Origin of the sequence: Paucibacter sp. KCTC 42545 (assembly GCF_001477625.1) — a bacterium.
Taxonomy (GTDB): Bacteria; Pseudomonadota; Gammaproteobacteria; order Burkholderiales; family Burkholderiaceae_C; genus Paucibacter_A.
This window is the reverse complement of sequence record NZ_CP013692.1, coordinates 4,880,091-4,902,147: the sequence shown is the minus strand read 5'-3', so window position 1 is coordinate 4,902,147 and position 22,057 is coordinate 4,880,091. Positions and strand designations below refer to the sequence as shown.

15 protein-coding genes and 1 riboswitch are annotated in these 22,057 nt (G+C 64.0%); of the genes, 7 read left to right on the top strand and 8 right to left on the bottom strand.

Annotated elements, in window-relative coordinates; translation table 11 throughout:
• Positions 1 to 80 precede the first annotated feature (80 nt).
• Both AT984_RS20995 and AT984_RS20990 read right to left on the bottom strand, forming a co-directional pair.
• Entirely contained in the window at positions 81 to 2,156 is a 2,076-nt protein-coding gene (locus AT984_RS20995) for a S9 family peptidase (RefSeq protein ID WP_058721765.1), read from the bottom strand.
• 109 nt (positions 2,157 to 2,265) lie between these two features.
• Positions 2,266 to 5,223, bottom strand: coding sequence for a TonB-dependent receptor plug domain-containing protein (locus AT984_RS20990; RefSeq protein WP_058721764.1), 2,958 nt, complete (start codon positions 5,221 to 5,223; stop codon positions 2,266 to 2,268).
• Between the two features lie 116 nt (positions 5,224 to 5,339).
• Here AT984_RS20990 and AT984_RS20985 point away from each other — a divergent pair, with 116 nt between their 5' ends.
• Positions 5,340 to 6,323, top strand: coding sequence for a LysR family transcriptional regulator (locus AT984_RS20985; protein ID WP_058721763.1), 984 nt, complete (start codon positions 5,340 to 5,342; stop codon positions 6,321 to 6,323).
• Here the strand turns inward: AT984_RS20985 and gshA are convergent.
• Complete coding sequence (gene gshA, locus AT984_RS20980; protein WP_058721762.1) at positions 6,314 to 7,603, bottom strand: glutamate--cysteine ligase; 1,290 nt, start codon at positions 7,601 to 7,603, stop codon at positions 6,314 to 6,316. The genes AT984_RS20985 and gshA overlap by 10 nt on opposite strands.
• Before the next feature lie 232 nt (positions 7,604 to 7,835).
• Here gshA and AT984_RS20975 point away from each other — a divergent pair, with 232 nt between their 5' ends.
• Complete coding sequence (locus AT984_RS20975) at positions 7,836 to 8,240, top strand: response regulator transcription factor (protein ID WP_058722512.1); 405 nt, start codon at positions 7,836 to 7,838, stop codon at positions 8,238 to 8,240.
• A gap of 88 nt (positions 8,241 to 8,328) precedes the next feature.
• Here AT984_RS20975 and AT984_RS20970 read toward each other — a convergent pair whose 3' ends face one another.
• The 3 genes from AT984_RS20970 to AT984_RS20960 form a co-directional block, all read right to left on the bottom strand.
• Entirely contained in the window at positions 8,329 to 10,695 is a 2,367-nt protein-coding gene (locus tag AT984_RS20970; protein ID WP_082680238.1) for an ATP-binding protein, read from the bottom strand.
• 145 nt (positions 10,696 to 10,840) lie between these two features.
• Positions 10,841 to 11,134: a BTH_I0359 family protein gene (locus AT984_RS20965; RefSeq protein ID WP_058721761.1), complete on the bottom strand. Its 294-nt coding sequence runs from the start codon at positions 11,132 to 11,134 to the stop codon at positions 10,841 to 10,843.
• Positions 11,135 to 11,327: 193 nt separating this feature from the next.
• Complete coding sequence (locus AT984_RS20960) at positions 11,328 to 12,383, bottom strand: DUF3108 domain-containing protein (protein ID WP_058721760.1); 1,056 nt, start codon at positions 12,381 to 12,383, stop codon at positions 11,328 to 11,330.
• Between the two features lie 131 nt (positions 12,384 to 12,514).
• Here AT984_RS20960 and AT984_RS20955 point away from each other — a divergent pair, with 131 nt between their 5' ends.
• The 4 genes from AT984_RS20955 (at position 12,515) to AT984_RS20940 (ending at position 16,582) form a co-directional block, all read left to right on the top strand.
• The gene (locus tag AT984_RS20955; RefSeq protein WP_058721759.1) at positions 12,515 to 13,528 is read left to right on the top strand and encodes a fumarylacetoacetate hydrolase family protein; all 1,014 of its coding nucleotides are present in this window, start codon (positions 12,515 to 12,517) and stop codon (positions 13,526 to 13,528) included.
• Between the two features lie 2 nt (positions 13,529 to 13,530).
• Positions 13,531 to 14,217, top strand: coding sequence for a DUF4197 domain-containing protein (locus AT984_RS20950; protein WP_058721758.1), 687 nt, complete (start codon positions 13,531 to 13,533; stop codon positions 14,215 to 14,217).
• A gap of 118 nt (positions 14,218 to 14,335) precedes the next feature.
• On the top strand, positions 14,336 to 15,229 hold the full coding sequence (locus AT984_RS23810) for a ProQ/FINO family protein (protein WP_082680237.1): 894 nt from the start codon (positions 14,336 to 14,338) through the stop codon (positions 15,227 to 15,229).
• A gap of 297 nt (positions 15,230 to 15,526) precedes the next feature.
• Positions 15,527 to 16,582, top strand: a complete 1,056-nt coding sequence (locus AT984_RS20940) for a homocysteine S-methyltransferase family protein (protein ID WP_058722509.1) — start codon at positions 15,527 to 15,529, stop codon at positions 16,580 to 16,582.
• Between the two features lie 38 nt (positions 16,583 to 16,620).
• On the opposite strand, the gene AT984_RS20935 is transcribed toward AT984_RS20940, so the two are convergent.
• Positions 16,621 to 17,811: an HD-GYP domain-containing protein gene (locus tag AT984_RS20935; RefSeq protein ID WP_156422162.1), complete on the bottom strand. Its 1,191-nt coding sequence runs from the start codon at positions 17,809 to 17,811 to the stop codon at positions 16,621 to 16,623.
• Between the two features lie 150 nt (positions 17,812 to 17,961).
• Positions 17,962 to 18,050: riboswitch (S-adenosyl-L-homocysteine riboswitch) on the top strand.
• 54 nt (positions 18,051 to 18,104) lie between these two features.
• Between AT984_RS20935 and metH the strand changes: the two genes are divergently transcribed.
• Entirely contained in the window at positions 18,105 to 20,843 is a 2,739-nt protein-coding gene (metH, locus tag AT984_RS20930; RefSeq protein WP_082680235.1) for a methionine synthase, read from the top strand.
• Positions 20,844 to 20,897: 54 nt separating this feature from the next.
• Here metH and AT984_RS20925 read toward each other — a convergent pair whose 3' ends face one another.
• Positions 20,898 to 21,737: a PEP-CTERM sorting domain-containing protein gene (locus AT984_RS20925; RefSeq protein ID WP_058721756.1), complete on the bottom strand. Its 840-nt coding sequence runs from the start codon at positions 21,735 to 21,737 to the stop codon at positions 20,898 to 20,900.
• Positions 21,738 to 22,057 lie beyond the last annotated feature (320 nt).

The following is a 22,057-nucleotide window of genomic DNA, read 5'->3' as shown; positions in this document are numbered from 1 at the left end:
GGGTGAACTCACGTGATGTTGCTGCGAACTAGGCAGCGTCAGAACAAAACGCCATTTTGCGCTTGCTTTGCTGCAGCGCGTCAATCGTCTTTTGCTAAAACAACTGGGGTCTTGACCAAGGCATCGCTTTCAGGTTTGGCTCCAGCGGCATCGGGCGGTGCGGCAGTGACACGCCGCACAAACTCCAGCGTGGCCTGGAACAAATAGTCGCGGTTATCCGCCTTGGTGAAGCTGTGCCCCTCGTCCTCAGCGGTCAAGAACCACACCGGCGTGCCGTGTGCACGCACCGCCTGCACCATCTGCTGCGCCTCCGCATAAGGCACACGCGGGTCATTGCGACCATGCACGATGAAGAGCGGCTTCTTGACTGCATCCGCCCGGTTCAGGGGCGAGATCCGCTGCAAGAACTCGCGCATCTTGGGCTCGCGCTCGTCGCCGTACTCGGCGCGCCGGTTGTCGCGGCGATAGCTCTCGGTGTTCTCCAAGAAGGAGACGAAATTGGCGATGCCGACCCGGCAGATGCTGCCGGCGATGCGCTTGGATTCATGCACCGCGACGGCCAGCGCCATATAGCCACCATAGCTGCCGCCCGCGACCACGACCTTGGCCGCATCCATATCGCTGCGGCTGGCGATCAGATCCAGCAAGGCGCTGATGTCCTTGACCGAATCCTCGCGGCGGCGGCCGTTGTCCAGGCCCAGGAACTTTTTGCCGAAGCCGTCCGAGCCACGCACATTGGGCAGGATCACATGCATGCCCATGACCTCGACCAGATGGCGCAGGGTCGCATTCAAATAGCCGGGCCTTGACTGCGAGGACGGGCCGCCGTGGATGCTGATGTAAACCGGCCGCGGGCCTTGAAAGCGGGCGGGCGGCGCGATGTGCAGGCCTGATATCTGCAAGCCATCAAAGCTCTTCCACTGCAGGCTGCTGTACTCCGCCCCGCTGCCCACCTCCTGGCGGCCGGCCCAGAGCTGGAGCTCTTCGGTCTGGCTGTCATAGGCATAAATGCGACCAGGGCTTTGGGCCGAAGCATGTTCAAAGCCCAGCAAGGGCAAGGTGCCATGCCAGCGCAGATTGCGCGTGACGCCGGCCGGCAACTGGGTCAAGACCCGGCGCGGCGGTGTCTGGGCCTGCAGCGGATCGAACAAGCGCAAGACCGATATGCCTTGCTCATTGTTCAACAAGGCCAATGGCCGGCCGTCCGCGCGGGGCGGCACGGCCAAGGCCTCCAGGTCCGACTGCATCTCGCTGAGCCAGGGCTGGCGTTGGCCGCTGACCAGGTCCAGGCGCACCAGATGGCGGTAGTCTGATTTGAGCGCCTGCCGGCGCCAGAGCGCATCGGTCGGCGCGAGTGCCAGGGCTTGCTCAACATCTTCCTCGGCCTTGTCTTGGGCAGCGCCGAGCGGCCGACCGGGCTTGCCATCCATTTCAAAACGCAAGAGCTGGCTGCGCCCCTGCACGGTGCGAAGGATCAGAATGCTCCCGCCGCTGCTGACGGCCAAATCGGTAAAACGCCCGCCCTCCACCGCCGCCAACTCGCGCGGCTGGGGCGGCGCTTGCGCGGGATCCACCCACATCAAGCGACTCAGCGGCCGCGCGGCCTTGGCGCCCGCCTCGGACTGGCGATTCAAGCGCTCCCACAAATAGACCAAGCCGCGGCCCTGGGGCAGGAACTGATAATCGCTGACTCGGCCCTCCGCGCCACTGATGCGCAGCGGCTGCGCCAAGGGCTCGGCCTGGGCAGAGGGCTTCAGGCGATAGAGCTGAAAGGCCTCGTCCCCACCCTGGTCACGGCTGAAAACCAGATACTCGCCGCGCTCCGGCTCCCAACTGGCTTGGGCCACTGCGTCGCGCCCTTCGGTCAAGGCGCGTGGCTTGGCGCCAGGGGCATTCAATAGGTGCAATTGCAGGCTGCCACCGGCCTGGGCCAGCACCAGCATTTCGCGCCGCAGGGGGTGCCAGTCGACGAAGCGCGCGCTGACAAACTCCTTGGCCGCCGGCTGGCTGGTTTTGAACAGGGTCGGAATGCCCTCGGCGATGAGACTGGGGCCGGGCTCCAAGCGACGCTCTTGCGCAAATAGTGAACCCGGCGTGAAGGCGCTGAGCAGCAGCACGACCAGCCAAGCCTGCAAAGTTCTTTGGTACTTCTTCATTTCCGGCCTTTCGCCAGCTCAAGAAAACAAGGGCCAATGCAAATGCATTGACCCTTGGCGAACGACGGCCCGCCGAGCTTGCCTCGGCAGCACCGCCCATCATCAGGCCTCAATCAAAAGAATAGCTGGCGCTGATGGTGTAACGGCGGCCCAACTGGTCGGTCGCGCCTTGGTCGTAATAATTGAACACCGAGGGCACGCCTGAGCTGAAGCCATAGCTGCCCATCACGTTCAAGACCGTGGCCGACAAGGCCAAGTTCTTGAAGCCGCGATAGGTCGTACCCAGGTCCAAGGACTGCTGCGGCGTGTTGTAGCAATAGCCGTTGTCGCGCAGCAAGGTGTTGGACGCCGAGGTCGAGCTCAGGCAGGTGTCGGTGGTGGAGCGCTTCAGGCCATCGGAGTGCGAGACCCGGGCAAAGCTGTCCCAATTGCCGGCTTCCCAAGACAGTGTGGCCTTGACCTTGGTCTTGGGCACATCCGAATTGGTCGTACCCACGGCGTAGGTGACGTCGCTGCTGGCCAGGATCTTGTAGTCGTAGCGGCGGGTGTAAGTGCCATCCACCTTGAGCTTGAAGCGACCCAGCTCGGTATCAGGGAAGCGCACGGTCAGGTCATAGTCCAGGCCGCCGGTCTTGGTCCAGTTGTAATTGCCGTACTGGCGCACCAACATCAAGATGGGCCCGCTATTGGCCACACCTGGCAACCAGGTCGTGGGATTGGGATCGCGCACGATCTGCGGGTTAGGCGCGCCGGGGTTCTTGGCCGCGTCTTCCATGATGTCCACACCGCGCTGGCTGCGGATCTCGTTCTGGCGCTCGAAGTACCAGGCATCCAGACTCAGATCCACCGCTTTGCTGGGCGAGAACACCAGGCCCAGGGTCGCAGACTTGGAGGTCTCCGGCTTCAGGTCCGGATTCGCCGCGATGGTGGTGGCGATGCTGCCTGGGTTGGGCGTGCGCGAGCTAAAGCCCAGCACATTGCAGTCGCGGTTATTGGCCGGATCGGCCTTGCTGATGGGCTTGGCGGGATTGCTGGTGTCGCAACGCAGCGGATCCACCACCGCGTAAGAACCGAAGGAGTGGAAGGAAGAGGCGTAGGAAGTGCCGATCTGCGAGATCGAGGGCGCACGGAAGCCCGTGGCCACCGTGCCGCGCACCAGCATGGCCGAAGGCACCGCCGTCCACTTGAAGCCCAGCTTGCCGGTGTTCGCATTGCCGAAGTCGCTGTAACGCTCAGCACGCAGGGCGGCCTGCACTTCCAGGTCCTTCAGCACCGGCAGGCTCAACTCACCAAATAGCGCGGTGGAGTTGCGAGTACCCGAAGCGCCGTTGGCCACCAGACCAATGAAGTCACCGCTTTGATAAGCGTTATCAGGCACAGAGTCCAAGGTCTCACGGCGGAATTCAGCACCCAAGGCCACACCGGCCTTGCCACCGGCCATATCAAACCAGAGGCGGCTGGCGCGCAGATCGACCGAAGCGATGCTGGCCTTGCCGTCGATGACGGCGTCCGAGGCCACGCTGGCGATGGCCGCGGCGTCATTGGCCTTGCTGAAACGATAGGTCTTGTCGGCAATGGCCTTGCTCAGCAGGGAAGCGCGCAGCTCGTTGCCACGCACACGGCTCATGTTCTGGCGGCTGTAAAGCAGGGCGCTGTCGATGTCCCAATCGCCCACTGCGCCTTCCAGGCCCACGGTGAAGCGCGAGGCTTGCAGCTCGGTGGTGTCGCTGCGCTGGATGTCGGCAAAGCGGTAAAGCAGTTGCACCGCCTCGGGCTTGGCCCGGCCATTGGTCGGGTTGTCCGGGTGTCCCACCGGCAGCACGATGGCCGGGAAGCTCTGCATCGTGCCATCCAGCTTGGGCCACTGTACGGCGTTCTTGGCGGTGCTTTGGGTGAACAAGCTGGTGGTCAGGGCACGCGGCGTGACCAAAGACTCGGTCGTGGTCTTGGACAGCATCACGTCGGCATAAGCCGTCAAGTCGCGTGTGACAGCAAAAGTGCCACGCATCGAGCCGCCGATACGGTCCTGCTTAGAGATGATTTCGGTGGCGCTGTCCAGATCAAAGCGGCACATGCCCTTGGGCATATTGGCCGTGCCGTAGTCCGTTCCTGTACCCGCGGGCAAGAAGCCCGGCAGGCGTTGCGGCAGGCCCTTGCCCACCAACATCTCATCCGGGCAGCCCGCCAGGCTGCCGAGGAAGTTGACGCCCGAAGCGCTATTGTTGGCAACGCTATAACCGTCAATCGTGGTGCGGCCAGACAGGCTGGCGGGCACACGGTAGTAGTTGGCATAGGGCGATGCCGCCGTGCTGGGGGCAAAGCGTGACAGGCTGCCGTCCAGGTTCAAGACCTGGTCGGCCAAGCCCGGATTGCCTTGATTACGCAGATCGGTGGCCATGACGCGATCACGCTTGCTGAGCTCCAAGCCGCCATAGATGTTGAAGCGCTGGGTGGCCAGATTGCCCAAACCGAAGGCCGCATTGGCCGAGCGGGTGCCGCCCACGCCGTCGTTGTTGACGGTGTAGCTGCCGCCCAGCTCGCCGCCCACATAGTCCTTGCGCAGGATGTAGTTGACGACACCGGCCATGGCGTCGGAGCCGTACATGGCCGAGGCCCCATCCTTCAGGATGTCGATGCGCTCCACCGCGCCCTTGGGGATGGTGTTGACACTGACCAGATTGCCACGACCGAAGTTGACGTCAACCGCGGCGGCAGGCGCCAGACGGCGACCGTTGACCAGGGTCAGCGTGCCTTGCGAGCCAAAGCCTCGCAGCGAGATGGTGGACAAGCCCGAGACAAAGCCCGAGCCTGCACCGTCGCCGATGGACGATGTGTCCACCGCGCTGACCGTGCGCAACATCTCTTCGATGCTGGCGTAGCCCGACTTGCGGATGTCTTCACGCGAGATGGTCTGCACCACAGAAGGCGTTTCTTTGTCGATGCGCTTGATCAAACTGCCCGTCACCTCGACGCGTTCGATCTTGGCGGGCGTGGCCGCATCTTGCGCGAATGCCGTGCCGCAGCAGCTGATAACGGCCAACATCAACAGATTGTGGCGATGCTTCATGGGGATCCTCCTCACAGATATTTGCTGCCCCCGCTCACTGCGGGCCACAGTCGAAGGCCGCACATTAAGACCCCCCCGCCGGGCATTTATGACATTTGGTTTGCTAGAGTGATCCGATGGTTATATCCAGCCCCCCCACAGCCGACCCGCAGCAGGCCGAGGCCTTCATCGCCAAGCGCCTGAGCCTGCGTCATCTGCGCCTAATCCTGGCCTTGACTGAGGGGAAAGGCATCGGCGCAGCGGCCGAGTTGCTGCATGTCACACAGCCCGCCGTGAGCAAGTCATTGGCCGAGCTGGAGCAGGGCCTAGGACAAACCCTGTTCATGCGCAGAGGGCGCGGCTTTCATGCCACAGCCCTGGGTGAAAGGCTCATCGCTCTGGCCGGCAAGCTGGAGGCTGACCTACGCAGAGGTAGCGAGGACGTGGCGTCCATCGTGCGCGGCAGCCATGGTGAATTGCAGATCGGTGCCACCAATGCCGCCCTACCCCAGCTCCTGCCCGATGCCATGGCCTTGATGAAGCTGGAGCGTCCGCTGGTGACCATCAGCGTTCGCACCCATGCGCTCACCGACCTGATTGACGAGTTGCGCCAAGGCCGACGCGACCTGGTGCTGGCGCGCGTGCCGCCGATCGAGATGCCAGCCGATATTGAGGGTCAGGTCTTGCTCAAGCAAAACGAGGTGGTGTTCATCAGCTGCATCCACCCCCTGTCCAAGCAGCGCCAGCTGGATTGGCCTCAGCTCAATGAGCAGGCTTGGGTTGGCCCCTTGCCCGGCACACGCATGCGGGGCCTGATGGACCGTATGTGGCAAGCGCTGGGGCTAGCCCCGCCGAGCAATTTGATCGAGACCGGCGACATCATGCTGGTGCTCAGCATGATGAAGCGGCTGCCCTTGCTGGCCATGATGCCGCTGCATGTGGCACGGCTCGCCGCCCAGCAAGGCATCGTCAAGATCCTGCCGCTGGAGGCCAAAGTGGGCTTGGCCGACCTGGCCCTCTGGCATCTGCGCGAACCCCAGTCAGAGCTGGTGGAACGTTTCAAGGCCTTGCTGCATCAGGTCGCCGGGGACTACGCCCGGCGGGAGACAAGTCAGGCGTAGATCTCGGCTTCCGGGTCGGTGACTTCAAGCTCATAGCTCGCGGCCAACATCGCCAAACGGGCGATCACGCCGTACATATAGAAGCGGTTGGGCGCGCTGACGCCAGGCTTTTCACCCAGGCGCGGCAGTTGCGAGGACTGCGAAAACGCCAGCGGCACAAAGCTGGCACCAGGCGCGTTGAGGTTCTCATCCACACCGCGGTCGGCATGGACGCGGTAGAAGCCGCCCACCACATAGCGGTCCATCATGTAGACCACCGGCTCGGCCACAGCGTCATGCACCCGCTCATGCGTGACCACGCCTTCTTGCACGATGATTTGATGCTCGGCCGCGCCCTCGCCCACCGGGCCCAAGAGCTTGCGCTGGCCCAACTCGGCCAGATCCTTGGCGTCCCGCACGGTCAGCACGCCCATGCCATAGGTGCCGGCATCGGGCTTGATGACCACAAAGGGCTTCTCCTGAATGCCGTATTCCTTGTACTTGCGGCGGGTCTTGTTGAGGATGGTGTCGACCTGGGTTTGCAAAGCCTCCAGCCCCGCGCCGGCACTGAAGTCGGCGCTTTGCAGCGGCGTGAACACCGGGTTGATCAGCCAGTGATCCATGCCCAGGAGCTTGGAAAACTTCTTGGCCACTTCCTCGTAGGCCTTGAAATGCTGGCTCTTGCGCCGCGTCGGCCAGCCGGCATGCAGAGGCGGCAGCAGGTATTGCTCGTGCAGATGCTCAATCGAGCGCGGCACACCGGCCGACAAATCGTTGTTCAGCAACACCGTGCAGGGATCGAAGCCCTTCAGCCCCAGGCGGCCACGCGTGCGCAGCAGCGGCTCCAGGGTCAGGCTGCTGCCATCGGCCATGGCCAGTTCGGTCGGGCCAACGACGGCGGGGTCCATGCTGCCCAGGCGCACATTCAAGCCGGCCTGGGTAAAGATGCGCACCAGGGTGGCCAGATTGCTGCGGTAGAAGCTGTTGCCGGTGTCGTTCTCGGGCACCAGCAGCAGGTTTTTGGCCTCGGGGCAGATCTTCTCGATGGCGGCCATGGCGGCCTGCACCGCCAGAGGCAACATCTCCGGCGTCAAATTATTGAAGCCACCGGGGAAGAGATTGGTGTCCACCGGCGCCAGCTTGAAGCCGGCATTGCGCAGGTCCACCGAGCTGTAGAAGGGCGGCGTGTGCTCCATCCACTCCAGCCGGAACCAGCGCTCAATCGCCGGCATGGATTCGAGCACGCGTTGCTCCAGCTCATTGATCGGGCCTGTCAGTGCGGTGATGAGGTGGGGAACCATGGCGGATGTACTCGGGGAAGCGGGAGGCGAAAAGGGTGGAGTGATTCTAGGAGCGAGTCGGGCATCAGCTCGGAAAAGCCCAATGCGGGCTGGCAAGCAAGCCGGCACACGCAGGCGCAAGCCCGACAGGCCCGTGCCGTTGTTCACATGGGGCTGCCCGCGCCAATGCCAAGCCCCCTAATTGCAAAGTAATATGCGCGAAGCTTCTCAGTGCTCCGCCGAGCCTTCCAACATGCCGCACAAGATTTTGCTTATCGAAGATCAAGCCGAGATCCGTCGCTTAGTACGTTGGTCATTGGAAGAATCCACCCATACGCTTTACGAGGCGCCCAACGGCAGCTTAGGCTTGGCGATGGCGCAAACCCTGCGGCCCGACCTGGTGTTTCTGGACGTGATGCTGCCGGGCGAGTTGGACGGCATCGAAGTCTGCCAGCGCATTCGCGCCGACGCCGCCCTGGCCAGCGCCCTGGTCGTGGTGCTGAGTGCCGACATCCGCCCCGCCACCAAGGCCCGCGCCCTGGCGGCCGGCGCCAATATCTTTCTCACCAAGCCCTTCAGCCCCGCCAAGCTGCTGGAGTTGACCGAACTGCTCTTGCGCAACCGCCCCACAGAGAGCGTCGACCCCGAGGGGATTTGAGCGAGGGGCGGACCGCCTGCTGCCAAAGCTTGACTGACAAGCTTCGCTCAGCACCACCACTCGAACCAGCACGCTGAGCGTGCCGCACTCAATGCTTCAGCGCCGCCGCAAAACCGATGCCGCGCCGCTGCCGCACCCCCGGCTTGCCACGGTGCTCGGCCTCCAGCTGAGACAAAAACTCATCCGGCGTGAGCGCTTCGCCGAGGATTTCCACCTGCTGGCGCACAGCCGCGAAGTCGCCCGGGGTCAGCACATCCAGCGCGGCCAAACGGGCAGTTTGCTCGGCATCCAAGGCGGCCTCATCGTCGCCCAGCGCCTCGCGGCGGAACATGCGTTCGCGCTGATCGGCGCGCAGCGGCTTGAAGGCAATCTTGAAGGCGAAGCGGCGCAAGGCGGCTTCGTCCAGGTCTTCAAACAGATTGGTGGTGCAGATAAAAATGCCGGCAAAGCGCTCCATGCCGGCCAACATCTCATTAACCTCGGAGACCTCGTAATTGCGCTCGGCCATGCGGCGGCTGCGCAAGAAGCTGTCGGCCTCGTCCAGCAGCAGCACCGCGCCCTCGCTGGCGGCGGCCTCGAACATGCGGGCCATGTTTTGCTCGGTCTCGCCGACGAATTTGCTGCTCAGATCACTGGCCTGGCGGATCATCAAGGGCTTTTGCAGGCTTTGGGCAATGTGCTCGGCCAGGGCAGTTTTGCCACTACCCGGCGGGCCGTAAAAACACAGATTGCCGCTGCTACGCCTTTGCAAGGCGGTAACGATACGCGGGATCTCAAAGCGCGATTCACAGTTCAGCAAATCCAGCGCGTACTGCGTCACCATGGGCCGGGCGCCGCGCTCCTTGCTGGCATGGCCCAGGGCTTTGTCGGCGTTTTCAAGCTGACGCAGGATCAGCCGTTCGCAGTCCTCGGGCGGGCCAGCCAGTTGGGCAAAGCGCACTGCCGTGCGCACCTGCGCGGGGGTCAGGCCACGCCGCTCGGCCAGGCGCGCGGCAAAGCCTTCCGCCACCGGCACATCGGCCAGCGCCGTGCTGACCAGGCGCAGGCGCGCCCCGGGCGGCGGCGACTTCAGTTCCAGGTGATATTGAAAACGGCGCCGGAAGGCGGGGTCGATCTGCTCGATGCGGTTGGTGACCCAGATCACCGGCACCGGATTGGTTTCCAGAATCTGGTTGACCCAGGCCTTGCCGCTAACCGAGCCATTGGCCGGCTGCTCGCCACTGGAATCCAACCGCGCCATCAGCTGCGCGGTGTCGCTGGACAGTGGCGGGAACACGTCCTCCACCTCGTCAAACAAAAGCGCGACATTGGCGCTGGCTTTGAGAAAAACCTGGCTGATCTGCAGCGAGCGGTAGCGGTCGCGGCCCGAGAGCGAATTGCCATCGCGGTCGGCGTATTCCACTTCGTAAAGATCCAGGCCGGCGGCTTGCGCGGCCACCTTGGCCAGCTCGGTCTTGCCGGTGCCGGGCGGGCCGTAAAGCAAGATGTTCACGCCAGCGTCATGCCGCGCCACCGCTTCGCGCAGCAGGCTGCCCACCACGCCAAGATCATCACTGACGAAATCAAAATCGGCCGCCGTCAAGCTGCTTTTCGAGGCCGGGCGGGTGAACACCGCCATCAAATCATGCGGGCCTTTGTACTCGCGCATCAAGACCGGCGGGAGTTGGTCGCTCACCTTCATCAGGTCGGCCAGATCGGTGATGTTGTGTTCGGAGATCAGGTTCTCCACCATGCCAATGCGCTCCAGGCGAGAGCCGGCGCGCAAGGCCTCAGCCACTTCCTGTGCATTCACACCAGCTACGGCGGCAATGGTGGCGAAGGCTTCCTGGGCGGTGTTGACCTTGAACTCAACAAGCGCGCCGCGCAACTCGCGCTGGTAGCGCGCCAGGGTGCCGTAAAGCAGCAGCGCCCGCTCGGCCGGGTTGAGTTGCAGTAGATTGCCCAGCGCGTCGATATTGGTTTCGACCAGGGTGGATTCGCGCTTCAACTGCCGGTCCAGCCATTCGCTGGTGGTGGCCAGTAGAGCCAGCATATCCTTGGGCGCGTCCTTGACGTATTCGTCCAGGTAGAAGAATAAGGTGGACTCGGAAAAAGGCCCGGTCCAGACGCCGTAGCGCAGCAAGAAGTCCTCATCGCTGAGGACTTCGTGGCCGCTCCAGAGTTCGTTGTTCTGGCAGCGCAGCTTGAGGTAGTCCCGCAGCCGACCCAGCACCCGCACGGGCCAAACCAAATGGCGACCGGTAAAGGACAGAAGACCGTTGAAGTCGCGGCGCAGATTGAATTTGCCGGCATGCTTGACCGTCAGCGTCAGCACAAACTGCGAGCACATGCGGTCCAGCACGGCGGCATTCTTCAGCCCGGGCGAGGGCAGCACGCGGCCGTCTTGTTTGAACTCGGCGCTGCTCTCGGCGGCGGCGCGCTGCCGCGCGGCACCTCGCGGCGCAGTCGGGCTCATAACAGCGGTTGAGCGCTTCACCATGGCATCCCTCGCAATCAAGCCGCCAGCCCAAGCCTGGCGCTGCCCGATCTTGGCTTAGCTCGGCGCACAGTACAAGCGCTCTTTTTCACCCGCCGGCGAAGGCTCGTCGCCGGTCTCGGCTTCAGTGCATCACAACGGGTTGATGGCCCATGCTGGCGAAGCTCTCGATGAAATCGTCGAGGTCTTCTTCGCTCGGGTCTTGTTCGATCAAGGCCTCAACGCCGTCTTGGAACTGCTGGGCCAGCGCGCCTTCGATGAAGATTTCTTTGCGGCTGAATTTGTCGACGATCTCGTAGCCCCCGCGATGCAGTTGCAGCTCGGGATTGGCTTGCAGGAACTCGCCCATCTGCGGCTCGTTGACCTGAATGTCGAACTTCACAACACTGAAGCTGGGGGAGTTGTAGAGCATGTGCATGGAAACCTCCTATCAGCATCACCTGCGGCCAGCGGCGCCACTTTCAAGCCTTATCGGCACTAGACGGCGCCACCACATGCACAAATAGTCTCAGATCACGCGGCACTTCGGAGGCTCAGATCAGGAAATTTGTGTTGCTGACGCAAAAAATTGACGGTATTCCCGCAAGTGGGGGAGCGTGTTTCCCCGCAGATCAGGTGCCAGCGGCGCTGGACGCGGGCCCAGACGAGGCTTCGGGCTGCAGGCGCAGGCTCCAGCCCCGCTCATCGGGCAGCTCGAAGTTCAGGCGCAGCGGCAGATGGTGGCGGGCCGGGTCCAGCCACAGCTGCACCTCGCCGCTGTGGGGACCCAAGGGCGCGCGACGCAGTTGCAGGGCCTGCACGCTGCTGCCATCGTCTTGCGCCAGTGGCACCAGGCCCAGCACCTCGAACTGCCAGTCAAGCGCCGTGCCGCGCAGGGCCGCCACCCGCAAGCTGAAGCTGCGCCCGGCTGTGTAGAAGGCCGGGTCGGCCTCCACCAGGGCACTGAGCTGCAGCCACCAACTCAGCCGGTCTTGCGTGCCCGGCTCCAGAGGCAGCAGGGCCTCGCTGGCGGAAAAACTCAGCAGCCCTTCGTCCGCTCGGAAATTGATCGCCGCCCGCTCGCGCCCGCGGCGCTGCTGGGTGAAACGCTGTGGGGCCAGGCCCAGCCCGTCCAGCGTGCCCTGGCTATGCCAGCTGGGTAAGGCGCGGCCTTCCAGCTGCCGCTCCAGGCGCAGGGCGTAGCGGCCGGCTTCGCTGTGCCAGACCAGCTTGGCCTGGCCTTCGCGCTCGCCGGAGCGCAGCAGGTAATGCCATTCGCCGCTGGGCGGCGCACTGCCGGGGCGGGCGGGGGCTGCGGCGGCAAGTGCGGTGGAATCAGCCAATTCCGCGGGGGCGGCGGCAATTGACGGCTTTGATTTGGCGCTGCCGGGTTCTGGTTCCGCCGGCGGGCGCTGGGTAGAACTGGGCAGGATGGCGGCAGTTTTGGCGGCAAAGCCAGAGGTACTCGTGCCGTCCGACCTTTTCACGGCTGGCTGCGGCGGCACGGCCCGCGTTTGCAGCGTTATCAAGGCCTTAGCACTAGGCACCGCGCTGGCCGGCGCTGCAGCACGCTTGGCCGGCAGCAGCAAAGCCAGATGGGCCAGCAAGCTCAGCAGCACGGCCGCCGCCAGAGCCTGGCGGGTACTGCGGCGCGGCAAGGCCGACAAGAATGCGGAACGGGCGAACATGGCGGGAACGAGAACCAGAGCAAAGGCGAGCGAACAAGGGCCAGCAGCTTGACGCGAGCAGTCGCGCGCAGCCGCAGGTGAGAATGCGAGACTTGCATTGTTCCCGCTTCTTCGCAAGCCTTGCCGCACCCATGAAACTTGCCACCTACAAAGACGGTTCACGCGATGGCCAGTTGGTCGTCGTCTCGCGTGATCTCAGCCAGGCGCATTACGCCAATGGCATCGCCACCCGCCTGCAGCAAGTGCTGGACGACTGGGGGTTCTTGTCCCCGCAGCTGGAGGAGTTGTCCATCAGTCTCAACCACGGCAAGCTGCGCCACGCCTTCAACTTCGACCCCAAGATGTGCATGGCGCCGCTGCCGCGCGCGTACCAATGGGCCGATGGCTCGGCCTATCTGAACCATGTGGAGCTGGTGCGCAAGGCACGTGGCGCCGAAGTGCCAGAGAGCTTCTACCTCGACCCGCTGATGTACCAAGGCGGCAGCGATGACTTCCTGGGCCCCTGCGACCCGGCGCGCTTCGTCTCCGAAGCCATGGGCATCGACTTCGAGGCCGAGATCGCCGTGATCACCGGCGATGTGGCCATGGGTGCGAGCCCGGATCAGGCCCTGGACGGTGTGCGCCTGCTGATGCTGGCTAACGACTGGAGCTTGCGCAATCTGATCCCGGCCGAGCTGGCCAAGGGCTTTGGTTTTTTCCAAAGCAAGCCCGCCACGGCCTTCAGTCCGGTGGCCGTTACCCCAGACGAGTTGGGCGACGCCTGGCGCGGCGGACGGGTCGAGCTGAGCCTGCAATCGATGTGGAATGGCCGCAAGGTGGGGCTTTGCGACGCCGGGCCGGAAATGACCTTCCACTTCGGCCAACTGATTGCCCATATCGCCAAAACCCGCCAGGTACGGGCGGGCAGCATCGTGGGCTCGGGCACGGTCAGCAACAAGGACTGGAGCCGCGGCTACAGCTGCATTGCCGAGAAGCGCGCCATCGAAACCATCGAAAGCGGCGCCCCAAAAACCGAATTCATGAAGTTCGGCGACAGCATTCGCATCGAGATGAAGGGCCGCGACGGCCTGAGCATGTTCGGCGCCATCGACCAAGATGTCGTCTCCTTGCATGAAGCGCTGGACAACCCCAACCCGGAGATCTGAGCATGAGCTTGCGCCACCAACACCACCGCCGAACCCTACTTTTGCTGCCGGCCCTGCTGGCGCTGCGGCCAAGCTGGGCGGCCGTCAGCGAAGGCGATGCCGCCTCGGGCATTCGCGCGGCCCTGGCCCGCGGGGCCGATGCGGCGATTGCCAATCTGGGCAAGAAGGACGGTTTTCTGGGCAACCCCGCGGTGCGCATCGAGCTGCCCGGTCAGCTCAAAGAAGGCGTGCAACTGCTCAAGATGATGGGCCAGGGCCAACAAGTCGAAGACCTGCTGACGGCCATGAACCGCGCGGCGGAAGCCGCCGTGCCAGCGGCCCGGCCGCTGCTGAGTTCAGCCATCAAGTCCATGAGCGTGGAAGACGGTGTGCGCCTGCTGCAAGGCGGCGACGACTCGGTGACGCAGTTCTTCGTCAGAAAAACGCGTGAGCCGCTCAGCAAACAGTTTTTGCCCATCGTCACCCATGCCACCGAGAAAGTGGCGCTGGCCGACAAATACAACGCCGTGGCCGGCAAAGCCGCCGGCCTGGGCCTGATCAAAAGCCAGGACGCCAATCTGCAGCAATACGTCACCGGCCGGGCCTTGGACGGCCTGTTCCTGATGATTGCCGAGGAAGAACGCAAGATCCGCAAAGACCCAGTGGGCACGGGCAGCGCGATTCTCAAGAAGGTTTTCGGCGGGCTTTGAAGCGCCCCTGCTGGGGCGGTGAAGCCTTTACCAGGGTCTGAAATGCAAAGCCTGAGAGCAGGCGCCCGCGGCGGTGGACAATAGCGGCTTGAACTTTTGCCGCACTAGCGCGCCTGCCATGAACGATTCTTCTCTTGAGACCGCCGATTTGAACGCCCCTGAGGGTTCGAACGAGGCCTCCGCCCCAGCTGCCGAGACCCCTGCGGCTGTTGCGCTTGTGACCGCCAACGAGGCGGCAGTTGATGCTGCTGCAGTCGCGACCGACCTTGCCCCGGCTGAGGGCGACGCTGCGCCGGCCGAGCCAGCCGCAGCCACCGCCAAGGCCACGCCCGAGATGTCGCCCGCCGAGTGCGCGGCCAAGCTCAAGGCGCTGTTCCCGGCCATCTTCGGTGGCGGTGTCTTCAAGCCTTTGAAGCTGCGCATCCAAGCCGATATTCAAGAGCGCGCTCCGGCCCAGTTCAGCAAGGCCCAGCTGTCGAGCTTTCTGCGCCGCCATACCGGCAACACCGGCTATTTGATCGCCCTGGGCAAAGCCACCCACCGCTTTGACCTGGACGGCCAAGCCGTGGCCGAACTGAGCGAAGAGCACCGCCTGGCCGCCCGCGAAGAGCTGGCTCGCCGCCGTGGCCTGCAGCAAGAACGCGTGGCGGCCGAGCAGGCCGAGCGCGATCTGGCTCAGACCCAGGCGCGCAACCGCGCCGGCCTGCTGCACGACTTCGAGCGCACCACCCTGACGCTGCCCAACTTCTGCGTGCTCAAGGGCGTGACGGAAGCGGAATTGCCCGGCCTGCTGGAAATTGCGCGTGCCGAGCGTGCCGCTCAGCCGGTGCGTGAAGCGCGCCCGGCCAATGCCGGCCCGCGTGGGCCAGGCCGGGGTGATGGTCGTGGCGACAGCCGCGGCGCTGGCCGCCCCGCCGGTCGCCCTGCCGCTCGCGGTGATGGTCGCGGAAATGGCAATGGTGAGGGCCGTGAGCAACGCGGCCCACGCGGTCGCGCCCCCGGCAACCGCTGATTGATTGATTGATTGATTGATTGAGTGAGTGAGTGAGTGAGCCGGCGAGCCTGAGGCTTGCCGCTTGCCGCTTGCCGCTTGCTGCTTGCTGCTTGCTGCTTGCTGCTTGCTGCTTGCTGCTTGCTGCTTGCTGCTTGCTGCGGGTGCGCAGTCTGCTCAGACACTGCCGCCCGCCTGCGAATACCTCATTTGTTTTGACGCCCTGGCGCCCGCCAGGGCGATGGCTTCGGGGTGGCGCTGGGATGGCTTTCGGGTGCCCTCGCCCCGGTGCCTTCGCCGCCTTCCTACAATGCGGGCATGAACACGACGTCTCCAGCCTTTACCCGTGGTGCGGCCCTGCCCGCCATCTTGCAGCAGCGCATCGCCATTCTGGACGGGGCCATGGGCACCATGATCCAGCGCTACAAGCTCACCGAAGCGGACTTCCGCGGCACGCGTTTTGCCGACCATCCCAAGGACTTGAAGGGCAATAACGACCTGTTGGTGCTGACCCGGCCGGACGTGATTCTGGAAATCCACGAGCAATACCTGGCTGCCGGCGCCGACATCATCGAGACCAATACCTTCGGTACCACCTCCGTGGCGCAGGAAGACTACGGCCTGGAGTCCTTGGCCTACGAGATGAATGTGGCCGCCGCCAAGATCGCGCGCCAGGCCTGCGACAAATACAGCACGCCGGACAAGCCCCGCTTTGCCGCCGGCGCCTTAGGGCCCACGCCGCGCACCGCCTCCATCAGCCCGGATGTGAATGATCCCGGCGCCCGCAATGTCGACTTCGACACCTTGCGCGCCGCCTACTACGAGCAGGCCAAGGGCTTGCTGGAAGGCGGGGTTGATCTGTTCCTGGTGGAAACCATCTTCGACACCCTCAACGCCAAGGCCGCCATCTTCGCCCTGGACGAATTGATGGAAGACACGGGCGAGCGCCTGCCGGTGATCATCTCCGGCACCGTCACCGATGCCTCGGGCCGCATTCTCTCGGGGCAAACCGTCACTGCCTTCTGGCATTCGGTGCGCCACGCCAAGCCGCTGGCCATCGGCCTGAATTGCGCCCTGGGTGCCACGCTGATGCGCCCTTACATCGAGGAGCTGTCCAAGGCGGCCGGCGAAGTGGCGATCAGCTGCTACCCGAATGCCGGCCTGCCCAACCCGATGAGCGACACCGGCTTTGACGAGACGCCCGATGTCACCGGCCGCCTGATGAGCGAGTTCGCCCGCAGCGGCTTCCTCAATATCGCCGGCGGCTGCTGTGGCACCACGCCCGCGCATATCGCGGCGATTGCGGCTCAGGTTTCGGCCTACAAGCCGCGGGTCAGCGGCGACAAGTTCTTCAGCAGCTTGGTCGAAGCCTAAGCTCGCCCCTTCTGGCTAGGCCCAGGCCTAGCCCGGGGCTATAGCCGCAAAAGCTTTTCCATCGTCACCAGCAGCTTCATCTCGTGCGGCGCCAAGCTGGCGGCGATGGCCTGGGTGGCCAGGCGGGTGTCGCGCGGCACCGGTTCACTCAAGGGGTTGCCACTCTTGCCCAGCAAGGCCGCCACCATCGGCTCGGTGGCGCTGTGGCCGCGTTTGAACACCATGCCTACCTCGCCATTGGCGAGGCGCACCAAGCTGCCGGGCGGATAAAGCCCGAGCGTCTTGACGATGGCCACGCCAGCCTCATCGGGCTGGCGCAACTCATCCAGATAAACCGAGCGGCCGGCCGAGGCGCCGGGCAGCGCCAGGCGTGAGCGGCGCGGGCTGAGGCGGGCGGCAAAGCTGTCGATGCGGCGCAGCAAGCGGGCCAGATGCTCGGCCGGCGAGCGCTCAGCCAGCGGGCCGGGGCCGGCCTCGTGGTGCAGGCGCACGGTTTGCAGCCACAGCTCGGAGCGCACGCCCAGGCTGTGCAGCAACTCGGCGCTGCGGTCGCCATGGCCCATCAAATCGCGGCGCTGCGCCTCCGAGGGCGGGTCTTGCTGCGCGGCCAAGCGATCTTGCAAGGCGGTGATGCCGATATTCATGCTCAGCGCCGCCTGGGTCAGGGCCAGGCGTTGCTCGTCAGGCAAACCCAGTTGGCGGCCGCACAGCTCGGCCAGCACCTGGCACAGCATGGCGTGGCGGGCGCTGTACTGGTTGAAGTCCATGCTGGCGTCGAAGATCAGCAGCATCAGCGTGGCATCGGGCTGGCGCAGCAGGCGCTCCAGCGACTCGTTGTGCAAGTGCTGGAAGCGGGCCTTGAAGTCCTCCACCCGGGGTTCGCGCAAGACGCTGGCGGCATGCACGCGCAAATCGGCCCAGGCGGCTTGCGGACCCAGTTCGGGGCGCACCTGGCGCTCGGTCTTGAGCTCGGCTTCGGCCTTGATGATGGCGCCCAGCGCGGCGCCCTGGTGCATCAAGGTGTCCATCTTGTGGGCCAGGGCTTTTTGATATTCCTTGGTTTCGTGGGCCTGCACCCAGACGCCGCGAACAATCATTTGGCGCACCTGCGGGCTGTCGAGCAAGACATGGCCCTTGGCAATCAGCAGCTTGCCCTCGGCATCCCGCACGGAATAGGGCAGCTCTTGGCCAAAGCGCAGGGCAACAGGGGGAAAGGGAATCAGATCCAAAGTGGGCTCGTTTGTTTTCGTTTTGCGCAGGGTGTCCGCAGGCTTTTTGTATTTTTGACGCAGGGCCAAGCACGCTATTTTGTCGGCATCTGGCGCGGCGGCTTGAATGGGCCGCGATTCAAGCCCATGCCTGTGCGTAAAATCGCGCCCTGGTTCAAGGAGCGTTGCGACAAACCGTCAAGGGTTTGCCAGGCTTGGACAAGGGTGCCGCAGGCGCCCAGCAACGACGCTCACCGAATCCCTATCCTTTGGGCCGCGGTGAGTTTGCGGCCCACCGTCTCTTGAGGTCCGCCATGTCGTCGTCCGCACACTCCGCCGTCACCCCACCCCCGATGAAGCTCTCCGGCCTGGAGGCCCAGCTGATCGGCACGGGCACGCTGTTCGTCAATGTGGGCGAGCGCACCAACGTCACCGGCTCCAAAGCATTCGCCCGCCTGATCCTCAACGGCCAATTCGAAGACGCCCTGGCCGTGGCCCGCCAGCAGGTGGAGAACGGCGCCCAGGTCATCGACATCAATATGGACGAGGCCATGCTGGACAGCCAGGCCGCCATGGTGCGCTTCCTGAACCTGATCGCCGGTGAGCCCGAAATCGCCCGCGTGCCCATCATGATCGACAGCTCCAAATGGAGCGTCATTGAGGCCGGCCTCAAATGCATCCAGGGCAAGGGCATCGTCAACTCGATCTCGCTCAAGGAAGGCGAGGCCGAATTCAAACGCCAAGCCAAGCTGGTGCGCCGCTATGGCGCGGCGGCCGTGGTGATGGCCTTCGATGAACAAGGCCAGGCCGACACCTATGCCCGCAAGATCGAGATCTGCGAGCGCGCCTACCGCATGCTCGTCGACGAGGTCGGTTTTCCGCCCGAAGACATCATCTTCGACCCCAACATCTTCGCCATCGCCACAGGCATCGAAGAGCACAACAACTACGCGGTGGACTTCATCAACGCCACCCGCTGGATCAAGCAGAACCTGCCTGGCGCCAAGGTCAGCGGTGGCGTCTCGAACGTCTCCTTCAGCTTCCGCGGCAATGACCCGGTGCGCGAGGCGATTCACACCGTCTTCCTCTACCACGCCATTCAAGCGGGCATGGACATGGGCATCGTCAACGCCGGCATGGTGGGCGTGTACGACGATCTGGATGCCGAGCTGCGCGAGCGCGTCGAGGACGTGGTGCTGAACCGCCGCGCCGACTCCGGCGAGCGCCTGATCGAAGTGGCCGAGCGTGCCAAGGGCATGGCCATTGACGACACCGCCCGTCTGGCCTGGCGCGCAGGCGATGTGAATCAGCGCCTCAGCCATGCCCTGGTGCACGGCATCACCGAATTCATCACCGCCGACACCGAGGAAGCCTGGGTGGCGATTCAAGCCAGCGGCGGCCGGCCCCTGCATGTGATCGAAGGCCCGCTGATGGCCGGCATGAATGTGGTGGGTGATTTGTTTGGCGCGGGCAAGATGTTCCTGCCCCAGGTGGTCAAGTCCGCCCGGGTGATGAAGCAGGCGGTGGCGCATTTGCTGCCTTACATCGAGGCCGAGAAGCTGGCCATGATTGCCGCCGGCGGCGAAGCCAAGCCCAAGGGCAAGATCGTCATCGCCACCGTCAAAGGCGATGTGCATGACATCGGCAAAAACATCGTCACCGTGGTCTTGCAGTGCAATAACTTCGAGGTTGTGAACATGGGCGTGATGGTGCCCTGCCAGGACATTCTGGCCCGCGCCAAGGCCGAAGGGGCCGACATCATCGGCCTGTCCGGCCTGATCACGCCCAGCCTGGAAGAGATGCAGCATGTGGCCGCGGAGATGCAGCGCGACGAATACTTCAGCTCGCGTGGCACGCCGCTCTTGATTGGTGGCGCCACCTGCAGCCGGGTGCACACCGCCGTCAAAATCTCGCCGCATTACGAAGGCCCGGTGGTCTATGTGCCCGATGCCTCGCGCAGCGTGGGCGTGTGCAGTGATCTGCTCTCGGACGAACGCGCCGCCAAATTCATCGCCGAGTTGAAGACCGATTACGAGCAAGTGCGCCAGCTGCACGCCAACAAAAAGCAGACCCCCATGGTCAGCCTGGCGCAGGCGCGCGCCAACAAGGCGCAGCTGGACTGGGCCGCATACCAGCCGCCCAAGCCACAGTTCATCGGCCGCCGCGTGATCCGCAATTACGACCTGGCGGAGTTGGCCCAGAGCATCGATTGGGGCCCCTTCTTCCAGACCTGGGACTTGGCAGGCCCCTTCCCTGCGATTCTGAAAGACGAGATCGTTGGCACCGAAGCGCAGCGCGTGTTCAGCGACGGCAAGCGCATGCTGGAGCGTCTGATCAAGGGCCGCTGGTTGCAGGCCAATGGCGTGTTCGGCCTCTACCCCGCCGCCCAGGTGAATGACGACGACATCGAGATCTACACCGACGAGAGCCGCAGCGAGGTCTTGATGACCTGGCATGGCCTGCGCATGCAGTCGGAGCGGCCGGTGGTCGATGGGGTGAAGCGCCCGAATCGCTGCCTGTCCGATTTCATCGCGCCCAAGGGCAGCGTGCCGGACTACATCGGCCTGTTCGCAGTCACCGCGGGCCTGGGCGTGGAAAAGAAGGAAGCGCAGTTCCTGGCCGACCTGGACGATTACTCCTCCATCATGTTCAAAGCCCTGGCCGACCGCTTGGCCGAGGCCTTTGCCGAGCGCTTGCACCAGCGGGTGCGCACGGAGTTCTGGGGTTACGCCGCCGACGAGGCCTTGACGGCCGAGGACTTGATTGGCGAGAAGTACCGCGGCATCCGCCCGGCGCCGGGCTATCCGGCCTGCCCAGACCACTTGGTCAAGCGCGAAGTCTTCCGGGTCTTGGCGCCGGAAGAGATCGGCATGGGCCTGACCGAATCCATGGCCATGACCCCGGCCGCCAGCGTCTCGGGCTTCTACTTCGCCCACCCGCAAGCGGCCTACTTCAATGTCGGGCGCATCGGCGCCGATCAAGTGGCGGACTGGGGCCGTCGCATGGCCTTGGACAAGCTCGCGGCCGAGCGGGCGCTGGCGCCACTGCTGTAAAAAAATGGCCCGCTCTTGCGCAGGCAAGGCGGGCCACCAATCAGATTGGGCCGATCAGGCTTGGGCGCGCCGGCGCATCAAGGCCCCTAGGCCGACCAAGCCCAGAGCCATCAAGGCGTAGCTGCTGGGCTCGGGAACGGCGGCAGCCGTCAATTCCTGTGCCCACAATTGCGCGTTGGCGCTGAACATATAGGTTTTGGCCTGGCTGGAGGTGTTCTTGATCGTCAGGCTCAAGGCTTGACCGTCAGTGCTACCTTCAAAGGCGTCAGTGTCCGTTAGCCAGTTGCCCGTGCCGTTCATGTTGACACTATTGGAAACAGAACCCACCTTGAGCCCTGCGGAGTAGTTGGCCCCGGCGCGAGTGTCATAGCCAAGGCCGGCGGGAGCCCAGGCGCCTGGGGAAGCCGTTCCTACGAGCTGGCCATTGATCAGCACGGAAAAGGTGACCTGCGTCCCCGCGCTGAGCGTGAAGCCTTGTTCCAGATAGGCCGAAGCGCTTTCGCGCTGGCCGGCATGCACAGTACCCGACAGACTGATGCCAGCCAGCCCTTTGCCGTTGGACGAAATTGCCTGCTGCCCAAACAAGGAACTATTGCTGATCTGGGAGCCCGAGTTGTCTTCGTAACTGCCGCTAAAAACGCCGGGGCCCCAATTGGCGCTGGTGTAGTTGCCGCTGATCGGATTCCAGCCCACCTGCGTTGCCGAGTAGCTACCGGTGCTCATAAACCAATTGCTGGACCAACTCAAATTGGCGGCCACATTGTCCGAACTGTTCAGGTCCTTCAAGGACACCGAAAAGCCACTCAGGCTGATACTGGACTGCACATCGGCAATAACCGCGTGTTGAGACAGCAAGCCCGCAAGTGCCGCTGCGACCAAGAATTTACGCTGCATCGATTCCCCTCCACGGGATGAGCTGAATTGGTTTCGTTGCTCAGCGCTGCAGGAGCCGAATCCGGACGCAGGCGCTGATCATCCTGGGGGTTAGTGTTTCAAGAAGCGCTGCGCCGGCCAATGGGGTTTTCCGCGCCCCTCGTTCCTGGGGCTGCGCGGTGATGGGCAAGGCAGGTCGTGGCGCAGCTTTGGCGCGCTTGCGTTTGCTGCTAGCGAGGCAAGGTTGACAAGTTCTTACAAGCTGGATGAGCGTTTACGCTGAATCGCAGGACGGGCGTGGCATGCTTCAGAACTAGGGGTTTGCCATTACTGTTTTTCTC